The sequence below is a fragment of the Delftia sp. UME58 genome, from assembly GCF_014170385.1.
In the GTDB taxonomy this organism is placed as follows: Bacteria; Pseudomonadota; Gammaproteobacteria; order Burkholderiales; family Burkholderiaceae_C; genus Comamonas; species Comamonas acidovorans.
On record NZ_LZZV01000013.1, the window covers coordinates 99,654 to 111,983 of the forward strand.

The 12,330-nt window shown below is 67.4% G+C and carries 13 protein-coding genes and 1 pseudogene; 4 read left to right on the top strand and 10 right to left on the bottom strand.

The features are described from left to right. Positions 1-137 precede the first annotated feature (137 nt). The 3 genes and pseudogenes from A9976_RS03945 to lexA all read right to left on the bottom strand — a co-directional run. Positions 138-296: pseudogene (locus A9976_RS03945) on the bottom strand (sigma factor); the annotation flags it as partial. Between the two features lie 138 nt (positions 297-434). After that, positions 435-857: a hypothetical protein gene (locus A9976_RS03950; protein WP_183017906.1), complete on the bottom strand. Its 423-nt coding sequence runs from the start codon at positions 855-857 to the stop codon at positions 435-437. A 162-nt stretch (positions 858-1,019) separates the two neighbouring features. After that, positions 1,020-1,694 carry a transcriptional repressor LexA gene (gene lexA, locus A9976_RS03955; protein WP_183017907.1) on the bottom strand — a complete coding sequence of 225 codons (675 nt, stop codon included), beginning with the start codon at positions 1,692-1,694 and terminating at the stop codon, positions 1,020-1,022. 98 nt (positions 1,695-1,792) lie between these two features. Here lexA and A9976_RS03960 point away from each other — a divergent pair, with 98 nt between their 5' ends. Then, complete coding sequence (locus A9976_RS03960; protein WP_183017908.1) at positions 1,793-2,788, top strand: asparaginase; 996 nt, start codon at positions 1,793-1,795, stop codon at positions 2,786-2,788. A gap of 92 nt (positions 2,789-2,880) precedes the next feature. Here the strand turns inward: A9976_RS03960 and adk are convergent, their stop codons facing one another. The 6 genes from adk to A9976_RS03990 all read right to left on the bottom strand — a co-directional run bounded on the left by adk (position 2,881) and on the right by A9976_RS03990 (position 7,031). Further along, positions 2,881-3,537: an adenylate kinase gene (gene adk / locus A9976_RS03965; protein ID WP_012205401.1), complete on the bottom strand. Its 657-nt coding sequence runs from the start codon at positions 3,535-3,537 to the stop codon at positions 2,881-2,883. A gap of 262 nt (positions 3,538-3,799) precedes the next feature. Continuing rightward, positions 3,800-4,597 carry a 3-deoxy-manno-octulosonate cytidylyltransferase gene (gene kdsB, locus A9976_RS03970; RefSeq protein ID WP_183017909.1) on the bottom strand — a complete coding sequence of 266 codons (798 nt, stop codon included), beginning with the start codon at positions 4,595-4,597 and terminating at the stop codon, positions 3,800-3,802. 67 nt (positions 4,598-4,664) lie between these two features. Continuing rightward, positions 4,665-4,847 carry a Trm112 family protein gene (locus A9976_RS03975; protein WP_012205403.1) on the bottom strand — a complete coding sequence of 61 codons (183 nt, stop codon included), beginning with the start codon at positions 4,845-4,847 and terminating at the stop codon, positions 4,665-4,667. Between the two features lie 64 nt (positions 4,848-4,911). Further along, the gene (gene lpxK / locus A9976_RS03980) at positions 4,912-5,928 is read right to left on the bottom strand and encodes a tetraacyldisaccharide 4'-kinase (RefSeq protein WP_183017910.1); all 1,017 of its coding nucleotides are present in this window, start codon (positions 5,926-5,928) and stop codon (positions 4,912-4,914) included. 13 nt (positions 5,929-5,941) lie between these two features. Next, complete coding sequence (locus tag A9976_RS03985; protein WP_183017911.1) at positions 5,942-6,367, bottom strand: biopolymer transporter ExbD; 426 nt, start codon at positions 6,365-6,367, stop codon at positions 5,942-5,944. Between the two features lie 31 nt (positions 6,368-6,398). Next, positions 6,399-7,031, bottom strand: a complete 633-nt coding sequence (locus A9976_RS03990) for a MotA/TolQ/ExbB proton channel family protein (protein ID WP_012205406.1) — start codon at positions 7,029-7,031, stop codon at positions 6,399-6,401. Between the two features lie 395 nt (positions 7,032-7,426). Between A9976_RS03990 and xseA the strand changes: the two genes are divergently transcribed. Together xseA and A9976_RS04000 are read left to right on the top strand one after the other, a co-directional pair. Then, complete coding sequence (gene xseA / locus A9976_RS03995) at positions 7,427-8,764, top strand: exodeoxyribonuclease VII large subunit (protein ID WP_183017912.1); 1,338 nt, start codon at positions 7,427-7,429, stop codon at positions 8,762-8,764. Between the two features lie 318 nt (positions 8,765-9,082). Then, positions 9,083-9,664: a Fe-Mn family superoxide dismutase gene (locus A9976_RS04000; protein WP_183017913.1), complete on the top strand. Its 582-nt coding sequence runs from the start codon at positions 9,083-9,085 to the stop codon at positions 9,662-9,664. Positions 9,665-9,756: 92 nt separating this feature from the next. Here A9976_RS04000 and A9976_RS04005 read toward each other — a convergent pair whose 3' ends face one another. Continuing rightward, positions 9,757-11,301 (bottom strand): MFS transporter, encoded by a 1,545-nt coding sequence (locus tag A9976_RS04005; protein ID WP_259649096.1) that lies wholly within the window; start codon positions 11,299-11,301, stop codon positions 9,757-9,759. 113 nt (positions 11,302-11,414) lie between these two features. Between A9976_RS04005 and A9976_RS04010 the strand changes: the two genes are divergently transcribed. Then, on the top strand, positions 11,415-12,296 hold the full coding sequence (locus A9976_RS04010; RefSeq protein ID WP_183017914.1) for a LysR family transcriptional regulator: 882 nt from the start codon (positions 11,415-11,417) through the stop codon (positions 12,294-12,296). The last annotated feature ends 34 nt before the right edge of the window (positions 12,297-12,330 follow it).

A 12,330-nucleotide genomic window follows, 5' to 3' on the forward strand; every position in this document is an offset into this window, starting at 1 on the left:
TGCCAGTCCTGTCGCAGGGCCGCTGTGGCAAAGGCGCCACGCAGTTTCACGTGCCAGGCGGCGGCCTCATGCAAGGCGCGGCGGTCGTTGCTTTCCAGATGTCTCTCGCCCATGCGGCTATGCCAGGACCAGGTGACGACCAAGCCCCGGGCGATGGTGGCCAGATAGCGCCTGGGTTCGCGGATGTCTTGCTTCGGCAGGGGCGAGCGCGGCAGGCGCACAAAGGTGTCATGGGCCAGGTCGGCGGCATCGTCACGGTTGCCCAGGTGTTTGCGCAGCAGACAGAGGGCATCCATTTGTTGCACGTGCGCTACAGGGTGGTGGTGGCCGCAAGCCTGCGCCAGCTTCGCACAGGCCGATTCCTCGTGCGGCGCGTGGTCCGCGCCGCCCATGTTTGTGTCGTGCAAGGTGTGTCGCACACCTTGCATCGGGCCTCAGTTGGCTGCGGCTCCGCCATGCGCCTCCAGGCGCTCCAGCGCAGCGCAGACATCGGCCATTCGCCCGGAGATGAACAGGCATTCAGGCTGTTCCTGTGGCGACCGCTGAATGATGCGCAGGCCTGAAGACTGCTCAGGTGCGGCTTGCAGGGCGGGCTGCGTCGGCAGCAAGGGCAGGATCAGCTGGGCATCTCCAGGGTCTGCAGCGCGTGCAGCCTTGCCGCGGCGCTGCTGGCTGCGCCGGCGTGCCTTGCTGAAAGAGATCACGTTGGCGGGCTCGGGTGCTGTGGCAGGTGTTGGCTGGCCCGCAGGGGCTTGTGCAAGAGGCATGGCCGACTCCATGGCGGTCGCAGTCAGGCGGATGCCATGTGCCAGGCGCAGGAAGGAAAGAGAGGACAGTGTTGGCAGAGCGAATCCCATGTGACGACTCCTGTTGGCGTGTTTCAAAGAGGCATGGACACAGGCAGGATTGCGGTTTTCGGGCAAAGCTCCGCCCAGGGCGAAGCTGCAAGGCTTCGCGCCTACCACCTGGACGGTGCATGAAATAGGGGGTGGCAACCCGTGCAGGGCTGCCCGTCCGGCTTACATGGACATGCTGTTGCGGATCAGCCCCACGGCCAGGCCTTCAATGGCAAAGGCCTCTTCGGGGGCGACGCGGATCACCGGGTAATCGGGGTTTTCCGGCAGAAGTTCCACGCCCTGCGTGGTGCGGCGCAGGCGCTTGACGGTGACTTCATCGCCCAGGCGCGCCACGACGATCTGGCCGTTGCGTGCTTCGTGCGCAGACTGCACGGCCAGCAGGTCGCCGTCCATGATGCCCGCGTCGCGCATGGACATGCCACGCACACGCAGCAGATAGTCGGGGCGGATCTGGAACAGGCTGGGCTCGACGGAATAGGTTTGGTCGATATGTTCCTGGGCGAGAATGGGTGAGCCCGCCGCAACGCGGCCCACCAGGGGCAGCATCAGCGGTGCCAGGGCCGACAGCGGCAGTCCGAAGCTGGTTCCGCGCGCGGCATTGATGTTGCGCACTGTGTCGGTACGCAGGCGAATGCCGCGCGAGGTGCCGCTGACCAGTTCGATCACGCCTTTGCGGGCCAGGGCTTGCAGGTGTTCCTCTGCAGCGTTGGCGGACTTGAAGCCCAGCGTGTTGGCGATTTCCGCGCGTGTGGGGGGCGCGCCCGTGCGGGAGATGGCGGCCTGGATCAGGTCCAGGATCTGTTGCTGGCGGGCGGTGAGCTTGGGATGGTCGAGCATGGCGTGCGTCCGGTCCTTGAGAGCAGATGGCGGGCTGGCAGGTCATCTGATGATTTATACAGTATCTGTATTTTTAACCAGTTTTCCAAGAGGTGCAAGTGGGGCAGTCAAAGTTGGTGATTCTGGGCACGGGCGGGACCATCGCCGGCCGGGCGGATTCGCAGTCGCAGGGAGTCGGGTACAAGGCCGGGCAGATCACGGTGCAGTCGCTGCTGGATGCTGTACCGGACCTGGAGCAGCAGGCGCTGGGCCCCGTGCAGACGCAGCAGATCGCGCAGGTGGACAGCAAGGATATGGACTGGCCCGTGTGGCGCGCGTTGCTGCACGCTTGCGTGCAGGCGCTGGAGGATGCGGACACGCGCGCCGTGGTGATTACGCATGGAACGGACACGCTGGAAGAGACAGCCTGGCTGCTGCACAGCCTGTTGCCGGCCACCAAGCCCATTGTGCTGACCTGCGCCATGCGCCCGGCCACGGCCCTGTTGGCCGACGGGCCGCAGAATCTGCGCGATGCCGTGACCGTGGCTGCCAGCGGCGGGCGCAGCGGTGTATGGGTTGTGGCGGGCGGCGAGGTGCATGCGGCAGCCCAGGTGCAGAAGGTCCACCCCTACCGGCTGCAGGCAATGCGCTCCGTGGAAGGCGGGCCGCAGGCGTTGGTGGAGGAAGGGCGTGTGCGCTGGCTGGTGCCCGATGCGCCGTCCTCCCCCTCCGCGCCGGCGCTGTCCGCGCTGGCCGTGGTGCCTGCGTCCATGTCATCGGATCTGCTGGCGCTGGATGAACTGCCCTGGGTCGAGGTGGTGTTCAGTGGCGCCTTGGCGCGTGCCAGCGGCGTGGATGCGCTGGTGGCGGCAGGCGTGCGTGGCATCGTCGTGGCTGGCACGGGCAACGCGACGGTTCACGAAGGCATGGAAGCGGCCCTGCAGCGCGCCCGCGGCAAGGGCGTCTGGATCTGGCGGGGCACGCGCTGTGCCGAAGGCCTGCCCGTGGCCTCCGGCCTTGGGGCCAACCCGGCAGAGGCCGATCTGGCGCAGCTGCCCGTGGCAAAAGCCCGGATTGCGATGATGCTGGCGCTGGCCGCGCAGCCGCGCGACTGAGCCGGGCGGCGCCGCCGGCATTTCTTCAGTTGCTGGCGGTCAACAAAAAAGCACCCGGCGGGTGCTTTTTTCGTTGCGGCACATGGCCTGCCTCACTCAGCCAGTGCAGCCAGTGCGCGTTGGGTGATGTCCTCGACCGAGCCCAGGCCGCTGATGGCGCGGTACTTGGGTGCCGCTGCGGCTTCCTTTTCGGCCCATGCGCGGTAGTAGTCCACCAGGGGGCGGGTCTGGCTGCTGTAGACGTCCAGGCGCTTCTTGACGGTTTCTTCCTTGTCGTCTTCGCGCTGCACCAGCGGCTCGCCGGTCACGTCGTCCTGGCCTTCGACCTTGGGCGGGTTGAACTTGACGTGGTAGGTGCGGCCCGAGGCGGGGTGGGAGCGGCGGCCGCTCATGCGTTCGATGATGGCGTCGAAGGGCACGTCGATCTCGAGCACATAGTCCAGCTTCACGCCAGCGGCCTTCATGGCGTCGGCCTGGGGAATGGTGCGGGGGAATCCATCAAACAGGAAGCCGTTGGCGCAGTCGGCCTGGGCGATGCGTTCCTTGACCAGATTGATGATCAGGTCGTCGCTGACCAGTTGGCCGGCGTCCATCACGGCCTTGGCCTGCTGGCCCAGGGGCGTTCCGGCCTTGACGGCGGCACGCAGCATGTCACCGGTGGAAATCTGGGGGATGCCGTACTTCTGGCAGATGAAAGCGGCTTGCGTGCCTTTGCCGGCGCCGGGTGCGCCCAACAAAATCAGTTTCATGGAAGTCCTTGAGGAGAGTAGAAATTCTTGTCTGCCGGATCGGCCCACCGGGGCGGACAGTCCATGCGTCATATTTTTGTCGCGGGCAAGGATAGCACGCACAGGGCTAACACTGGCTTACACGCAGAGGGCAAAACTGTCGCCTGTGCAATCTCCAAAAACTGCGTTTTGCTGTCCGACAAAACCGCATGTGCCGTTGTGTTGTGAATGGCGATGCCGGGCATCGCCATTGGCGCATCTGTCAGCGTGCGCGGGATCGGATTCAGGCGGACAACCGGGCGCGCACCCGTTCCAGGTCTTCGGGGGTGTCCACGCCGGGGCCTGGTGCATGGGGCGTGAGGTGGACGGCGATGCGGTGGCCGTGCCACAGCGCACGCAACTGCTCCAGCGCCTCCAGCACCTCGGTGGGGGCGGGAGAAAGCTGCGGGAAGCTGCGCAGGAAACCGGCACGGTAGCTGTAGATGCCGATGTGGCGCAGTGGTGCGAAGCCGGGGTGGCCCGGCGCTGCCGATGCCGCTGCAGATGCCGCCTCCCACCATGCCTGGCCTGCATGTTCACGCGCAAAGGGGATGGGGGCGCGGCTGAAATAGTGGGCCATGCCCTGGGCATCGCAGACGACCTTGACCACGTTCGGGTTGGTGAAGTCGGCCAGGCTGTCGATGGCATGTGCAGCTGTGCCCATGCTGGCCGAGGGCCGCTGCGGCAGCAGGGCGGCCACGGCATCGATGAGGTCGGGAGCGATCAACGGTTCGTCGCCCTGGACGTTGACGACGATGTCGTCGCCATCCAGGCCCAGCAGTTCGCAGGCCTCGGCCAGGCGGTCGCTGCCGCTGGCGTGGTCGTTGCGGGTGAGCACGGCCGCAACGCCGTGCGCGGCGCAGGCGGCGACGATGCTTTCGTCATCGGCCGCGACCACGCAGCGCGTGGCGCCGCTGAGGCCGGCGCGCTGTGCCACGCGCACGACCATGGGAAGGCCTGCAATGTCTGCAAGGGGCTTGCCCGGCAGGCGGCTGGAGGCAAGGCGGGCAGGAATCAGAACCGTGAAGGGCGCGTTGGACATGGTGCGTTGCGGAGGTGGTCGAAAGTGCGGGCGCGGGCGGCGTCGGAAATCGGGCCTTGCGGCGCGATCAGTCCTCGAGCTCGTCGTCGTCCAGCGTGCGGGCTTCGGCCTCCAGCAGCACCGGGATGCCGTCGCGCACGGGGTAGGCCAGGCGGGCGCTGCGCGAGACCAGTTCCTGGTGCTCGCGGTCAAAGCGCAGCGGGCCTTTGGTGACGGGGCAGACCAGCAGTTCGAGAAGTTTGGCGTCCATGGCGGATCCTGTGTTTTGGAGGGGGAGGGCGGGCCGTGGCGGCCAGCCAAGACGGTGATGATAGTCAGGCGCGTGGCCTGCGCAGCGCCTGCAGCCGCTGATCCAGCAGCGCCCAGAAATCTGGCGGCAGCTGCAATTGCAGCGCAACAGACCAGGCCTGGGGATGGGTACGCCACAGCTTGACTGCATCCTTTTCGGTGCAGACCAGCGGGTCTTCATCGCGTCCCAGGCGCTGGAAGCTCTCAAAATTATAGTGATCCGGCAGCGCCTGGGCGTGCCCCAGCGCCAGGCCCTGTTCACTGGCCAGCATGGAGAAAAAGCCCTCGGGCCGGGCCACGGCGGCCACGGCCTCCACGGGCCGTCCGCGCAGGGCCGCCAAGGGGATGCGCTCACCGTGCGCATTGACGCCTTCCGCGGCCAGTTGGCGCTGCATGGCAAAGGCGGGCGCATCCGTTGGCGGACAGGCGCCCGCATGCAGCACGGCGGTGACGGGGCGCGGCCAGGATTCGCGCAGCGGGCCTGCCGGCAGCAGCCAGCCATTGCCGATGCCGTCGTCGTTGAAGACGCACAGCTCGATGTCGCGGGCCAGGGCCAGGTGCTGCAGGCCGTCGTCGCTGATGACCACATCCACCTGCGGATGGCGGACGCGCAGGGCCTGGACGGCCTCGATGCGCTTGCGCGCCACGAAGACCGGCACGCCGCTGGCGCGCGCCAGAAGCGCGGGTTCGTCGCCCACGTCGGCGGGGGCGCTTTCGGGCAGGGCTTCTCGGCAGTCGTCCGTGCTGCGGCCATAGCCGCGCGAGACGATGCCGGGGCTCCAGCCGCTGTCCCGCAGATGGCGGGCCAGGGCGAGCGTGACGGGGGTCTTCCCGGCGCCGCCCGCAATCACGTTGCCGACGACGATGACCGGAATGCCGGCCTGGCCTGCACGCCTGAAACCCAGTGCATAGGGCAGCCGATGCAGGCCCAGCAGGGCACGGTACAGCAGGGACAGGGGAAAGAGGGCGCAGGCCAGCGGGCCGCGGTGGCGCCAGGCCGCGCGAAGCCCCCGGGGTGCGGGGGCGGGACCATTCCCGGGCATGGCGGCCTTGCCTTCAGCGCCCGGCGCTGGCCGAGGTCTGCGTGGCGAAGGTGATCTGGGACAGTCCGGCGCGGCGCGAGGCCTCCATCACCGACACCACGGACTGGTGCGGCGCGGTGGCGTCGGCGCTGATGATGACCACGCTGTCCTTGCCGGCACTGGCCGCTGCGGCCAGTGCCTGGGTCAGGCCGGTGACGCTGCGGTCTTCCACGGCGGTCTTGTTGATGGCGTAGCGGCCGTCGGCGGCGATGGCGACGATGATTTCGCGGGGCCGGTCGCGCTGCTGCTCGACATCGGCCACGGGAAGGGTCAGCTGCAGCTCGGTGAACTTGCTGTAGGTGGTGGACAGCATCAGAAAGATCAGCACCACCAGCAGCACATCGATGAACGGGATCAGGTTGATCTCGGGCTCGTCACGGCGGCGGGGACGGAAGTTCATGGCAGGTCTCTCGCGTGCGGGTTCTGCGGGTTCACTTGCCGCCGACGCGCACCAGGTGGCGCACGAACTGCTCGGAAGCCAGCTCCATGCCCAGCAGGTAGCCATCGACGCGGGCGCGGAAGTAGCGCCAGAAGATCAGGGCCGGAATGGCGACGATCAGGCCGAAGGCCGTGTTGTACAGGGCGATGGAGATGCCGGCCGCCAGCTGCGCCGGGTTGCCGCCGCCGGTGGCCGATGCGCCGCCTTGCGAGCCGAAGATCTCGATCATGCCGATCACCGTGCCCAGCAGGCCCAGCAAAGGCGCGGCAGAGGCGATGGTGGCTAGCGCGCTCAGGTGCTTTTCCAGCGTGTGGGCGGCAGCGCGGCCGGCGCCTTCCATGGAGGCGCGAAGCTCTTCTTCGCTGCTGTCCGGATGGGCCTGCAGGGCGCGCAGTCCGCTTGCCAGGACTTCGCCCAGCGTGGAGTTCTGGGACAGCTGCTGCACGACTTCCTGGCTGGGCAGGCCGCGCGAGGACACGGAAATCGCCTCGCCCAGCAGGGCGGGCGGCGCAACGCGGGCCGTTTTCAGCGCCACGAAACGTTCAAAGACCAGGGCCAGAGCCAGGATGGAGCAGGCAATCAGTGGCCAGATCGGCCAGCCTGCGGCTTGTATGATCGACAGCAAGTTGTTTTCCCCCCGCGTTTAACTGCAGCCGACGATTATGGCCCAGCCATATGGCCGGTCCAGGCGTCCCGTGCCCGCGATCGGCTGAAAACTGTGACCCGGCGCAGCATCCAGGCAACGGGCGGCTCCCCTGTTCGGAATTTTGGGTTGGTCGCTATAGCACAGATTTCTGTGGATAACTTTGTTATCAAGCGGGTTGCGCAAACGCCGCTGCGGCGGCGAATGGACACTGTGACAAATGTGAATTCTTTGTTGCAGTAAAAAAATCTTTATGAATCAATTGCTTGCGAGGTGTTTTTGAGAGTGCTTCTGCAAATTGCCGCCAAAGTGCCTGCCCGGGTCTGCATCCGCCTGCCTGTGGAGAATGTTGCACTGCATGCAGACCGGGAGGCCGCATGAGTGGTGCATTCGGCGCAATGAACCCAGCAGCGGCGCCGCTGGTCTGGGAAGTCGGGGCGCTGTGCCGCGCCGTGAGCGACGCCTTGCAGGCACGCTTCAATCCGGTGGCCGTGCGCGGGGAGATCAGCGGCTTTTCGCGCGCGGCCAGCGGGCATTGCTACTTCAGCATCAAGGACGCGGGCGGGCAGATCCGCTGCGCCATGTTCCGGCGTGCGGCCCAGCTCATGGATTTTTCGCCGCGCGACGGCGAACTGGTCGAGTTGCGGGGCCGGCTGGGCGTCTACGAGCAGCGTGGCGACCTGCAACTGGTCGTCGAGAGCATGCAGCGCGCGGGCCAGGGCGCCCTGTTCGAGCAGTTCCTGCGGCTCAAGGCGCAACTGGAGGCCGAAGGCCTTTTCGACGCGGCCCGAAAGCGCGGCCTGCCGCCGCTGCCGCGCGGCATTGGCGTAGTGACTTCGCCGGGGGCTGCTGCGCTGCACGACGTGATCACGGCGCTGCGCCGCCGCGTGCCCCATATCCCCGTGGTGCTGGTGCCTGCCCTGGTGCAGGGCGCGCAGGCGCCGGCTTCCCTGATCGATGCGCTGCAAAGGCTTTATGGCCTGGCGCGGGAAGGCGCGGGCTCGGCCGATGGCTCGGTGGCTGGCGCGCCGCCCATCGACACCATCTTGCTGGTGCGCGGAGGAGGCTCCATTGAAGACCTTTGGGCCTTCAATGACGAGCGCCTGGCCCGCACCATCGTGCAAAGCCCGGTGCCCCTGATCTGCGGCGTGGGGCACGAGACCGATTTCACCATTGCCGACTTCTGCGCCGACCTGCGCGCGCCCACGCCCACGGCGGCGGCCGAACTGGTGAGCCAGCCGCGCGAGGTCTGGATGGGTGCGCTGCAGCTCATGCAGGGCCGCCTGGAGGATTCCGTGCAGCGGCTGCTGGACCGCCAGCAGCAGCGCCTTGACCTGGCAGCGCAGCGCCTGGGCCGGCCCAGCGAGCAATTGGCCCGCAGCCGGCTGCAGCTCAGCCGCCAGGCCCAGCGCCTGCGCCATGCCATGCAATTGCGGCTGCAGCGCATGGGCCATGCGGGGCAGGGGCTGCAGGCGCAGTTGCCTGCCGGCATGCGTCGCGGCCTGGACCGGCGTGCGGATCACCTGGCACGCATGGAGCTTCGCCTGCAGCTGCTGGACCCGCGCCTGGTGCTGCAGCGCGGCTACGCCCTGCTCACCGATACCGAAGGCCATCCCGTGACCGAGGCGCACCGTGCGCCACCGGGCACGGCGCTGCAGGCGCAGCTGGCGGGCGGCAGCCTGGACCTGGTGGTGACGCAGCCGCGCCTGCTCTGAACTGCGGCGCACTGGGTGCAGCGTGCTGCGTGCAGGAAGTGGCGGGCGGCAGGCGGTATCCGTGTAGGCCGATTGGCCGGATTGAGGTCAATTCACATCCACCCTCGCGGCAGCGGGCCAAGATGGCCGATTTGGCGCGCGCTTTCGCCGCAGGGTCACGAACTTGTTCCTACAATGCCCGTTCGGGTGCGTGAGGGCCAGGGCTCGCAGCAATGCGCGCAGTGCAGGCCCCGCGCGACGGTCACGGCAGGCGCTGCAGGCGCTCTGCGCAACAGGTGCTGGCCCGTCCTAAAAGATTTCAACCACGAAGGAAACACCATGGAACATACCTTGCCCCCTCTGCCCTATGCGATTGACGCGCTGGCACCCCACTACAGCCAGGAAACGCTGGAGTACCACCATGGCAAGCACCACAACGCCTATGTGGTGAACCTGAACAACCTGCAAAAGGGCACCGAATTCGAAAGCATGACCCTGGAAGAGATCGTCAAGAAGTCTTCCGGCGGCATCTACAACAACGCAGCCCAGATCTGGAACCACACCTTCTTCTGGAACTGCATGGCCCCCAACGGTGGCGGCGAGCCCACCGGCGCACTGGCCGATGCCATCAACAAGAAGTGGGGCAGCTACGCCGCCTTCAAGGAAGCCTTCGTGAAGTCGGCCGTGGGCAACTTCGGCTCTGGCTGGACCTGGCTGGTCAAGAAGGCCGACGGTTCGGTGGACATCGTCAACACCGGCGCCGCCGGCACGCCCCTGACCACGGAAGACAAGGCCCTGCTGACCGTGGACGTCTGGGAACACGCCTACTACATCGACTACCGCAACCTGCGTCCCAAGTTCGTCGAGACCTTCCTCGGCCAACTGGTGAACTGGAAGTTTGCCGAGCAGAACTTCGCCTGATCGAAGCGCAGGTACGACGTGTGCACGCCATGTGCACGCAACGCAAAAAGCCCCGGACGGGGCTTTTTGCTTTTTGAGAGGAAGGCGACGGCTCAGCGGCGCTGGGCGCGCAGCCGCCAACCCGTCCACAGTGCCGTGCAGACCAGCAGCAGCGTGGCGCTGGCGATCACGGCGCTGAAACCCTGGCCGAAGGCCGTGCGTGCCAGCTCGGTCAACTGGTGCGCGGCCTGGGGCATCAGCCGATCGGCGGCCAGCAGGGCTTCGTCCAGGCTGTCGCGCACGGAATCGGGCAGGGCCAGGCCCAGGCCCTCCGGCAGGCGCAATGAGCCTGCGTAGACGGCCGACAGCAGGCTGCCCATCAGCGTCACGCCCAGGGCGCCGCCCAGCTCGTATGACACCTCCTCGACCGAGGCCGCCATGCCGGCACGGTCCGCGGGAGCGCTTTGCATGATGGTGCTCGACGCCGTGGTCATGGCCGCGCCTATGCCCAGGCCCAGCACGGCCAGCGCCGCCGCCTGCGGCCACCAGCCCATGTCGTGGACCAGCAGATAGCCGCCCATGCCCAGGCCCGACAGCAGCAGCGCTGCCGGCAACATGCGCGCGCCGCCCAGGCGTGGCAGCCAGTGGCCTGCCACGGGGCCGGCCACAAAGGCGGCCAGCGGCAGCGGCAGCACGGCCAGGCCTGCCTGCAGTGGTGACAGTCCCTGCACCAGCTGCAGGCGCTGGCTGAACACCAGCTCCATGCCGATCAGCGCGGCCGCTGCCACCAGGGCCGAGGCCACGGCCGTGGCAAACGCCGGGTTGCGGAACAGCGCGAAGTCCAGCAGCGGGTCGCTGCTGCGGCGCTGGCGCCGCACGAACAGGGCCAGAAATCCCAGGCCCAGCACCAGGACCACGGCGGCCAGGGCCCAGTCGGGCGATTGCTTGCCGGCTTCCTTGATGGCATAGGTGCTGCCCACCAGGCCTGCCATGACCTGCAATGAGCCGATGAAGTCCCAGGGGCGCTGCGAGGTGGCCGTGCCTGGGGGAATCAGCCAGCCCGCCAGGGGCAGGGCGAGCAGCACGATGGGCACATTGATCAGGAACACCGAGCCCCACCAGAAATACTCGAGCAGCAGCCCGCCCACCACCGGCCCGAAGGCCGCACCGCCCGAGGCCACCGAGGCCCAGATGCCGATGGCCAGCGCGCGCTCGCGCTCATCGGCAAAGCTCAGGCGGATCAGGGACAGCGTGGCCGGCATCATCATGGCCGCGCCTACGCCCAGCAGCGCGCGCGCCGCAATCAGCAGGGCGGGCGAGGGAGCAAAGGCTGCACACAGCGAGGCCAGGCCGAACACGCACAGCCCCGCCATGAACAGCCGCTTGTGGCCGAGCCTGTCGCCCAGCGTGCCCATGCCCAGCAACAGGCCGGAGACCACCAGGGCATAGATATTGACGATCCATAGCTTGGCCGATGCCGTGGCCGCCAGGTCATGCGTCAGGCGCGGCAGCGCCGTGTAGAGCACCGTCATGTCGATGACGATGAGCAGCAGCGCCACCGATACGATGGCCAGCACCAGCCAGCGGCGCGGATCGGCCGCCTGGGATTTTGGAAGATGCCCCGAAACGGGGTTCTGGGTTTGCGTTGTGAACGCCATAAGGCACCTGTTTGCCCCGGCCTTGTGGGCCAGGGCTTCCTTCTTGATGAAAACCACAGTTTCCATCAATGAAATGATTTATCAAAGTTTGATTCAATCCATAAAATTGATGGATGGAATGGACACTCGACAGGCTGAAGCATTTCGTGGCGGTGGCCGAAGCCGGCACCATGACCGAGGCCGCCCGCCGCCTGGGCCGTGCGCAATCGGCCGTGAGCACGGCCATCGGCCTGCTGGAAGCCGACCTGGGGCTGGAGCTTTTCGATCGCGTGGGGCGCCGCGTGCAGTTGACGGCGGCAGGAGAGGTGATGCTGCTGGAGGCCCAGTCCCTGCTGCGCCAGGCCCAGGCCATGGACCACCGCGCCCGTGCATTGGCCGGCGGCGGGCAGGCACGCATGGCCGTGGCGCTGGACGAGGCGCTGCCCTATGTGCCGCTGGCCCAGTTGTTCAAGGAACTGGCTGCGCGCTTTCCGTCCATGGAGCTGACCGTGCTCAATGGCACGGCGTCCGAGGTGGCCGGGCATGTGGCTGCGCAGCGGGCCCAGATCGCCTTTCAGTTCGACCGCGCACCCGCGCCTGCCGCCTGTGCGCAGCGCCATATCGGCAGCGTGCCGCAGACCGTCTGCGTGGCGCGTGGCCATGTGCTCGATGGCGCGGCACCGTTGACGCGCAGGCAGCTGGCCGCGCACCGGCAACTGCTCATGCATATCGACGGCGTGGAGGACACCGTGATCAGCCCCGCCGTCTGGCGCTCCAACAGTTTCTATGTGATTGCCGACATGGTGGCCGATGGCCTGGGCTGGGCCATCCTGCCGGTCAACATTGCCGAGTTCGGTGACCTGCGCCCGCACCTGCGGCAACGCGCCTGCGAGGATCTGGCGCTGCCGCCGCTGACCGTGCGGATGCTCTGGCTGGAAGGGCTGGCACCCGGCGCCGCTGCGCTGTGGATGCGCCAGCGCCTGGCCGAGCTGCTGGCCTTGATGGCCACGGCCTGAGCGGTCTGGGCTGGCGCGGGCGTTGGGGCCGTGT

Bases quoted from the DNA above. Each gene is read 5' to 3' on its own strand.
- adk (WP_012205401.1), bottom strand. From the start codon at position 3,537: ATGAAACTGATTTTGTTGGGCGCACCCGGCGCCGGCAAAGGCACGCAA.
- A9976_RS04005 (WP_259649096.1), bottom strand. From the start codon at position 11,301: ATGGCGTTCACAACGCAAACCCAGAACCCCGTTTCGGGGCATCTTCCA.
- xseA (WP_183017912.1), top strand. From the start codon at position 7,427: ATGAGTGGTGCATTCGGCGCAATGAACCCAGCAGCGGCGCCGCTGGTC.
- A9976_RS03950 (WP_183017906.1), bottom strand. From the start codon at position 857: ATGGGATTCGCTCTGCCAACACTGTCCTCTCTTTCCTTCCTGCGCCTG.
- A9976_RS04000 (WP_183017913.1), top strand. From the start codon at position 9,083: ATGGAACATACCTTGCCCCCTCTGCCCTATGCGATTGACGCGCTGGCA.
- A9976_RS03975 (WP_012205403.1), bottom strand. From the start codon at position 4,847: ATGGACGCCAAACTTCTCGAACTGCTGGTCTGCCCCGTCACCAAAGGC.
- A9976_RS03985 (WP_183017911.1), bottom strand. From the start codon at position 6,367: ATGAACTTCCGTCCCCGCCGCCGTGACGAGCCCGAGATCAACCTGATC.
- lexA (WP_183017907.1), bottom strand. From the start codon at position 1,694: ATGCTCGACCATCCCAAGCTCACCGCCCGCCAGCAACAGATCCTGGAC.
- A9976_RS04010 (WP_183017914.1), top strand. From the start codon at position 11,415: ATGGAATGGACACTCGACAGGCTGAAGCATTTCGTGGCGGTGGCCGAA.
- lpxK (WP_183017910.1), bottom strand. From the start codon at position 5,928: ATGCCCGGGAATGGTCCCGCCCCCGCACCCCGGGGGCTTCGCGCGGCC.
- kdsB (WP_183017909.1), bottom strand. From the start codon at position 4,597: ATGTCCAACGCGCCCTTCACGGTTCTGATTCCTGCCCGCCTTGCCTCC.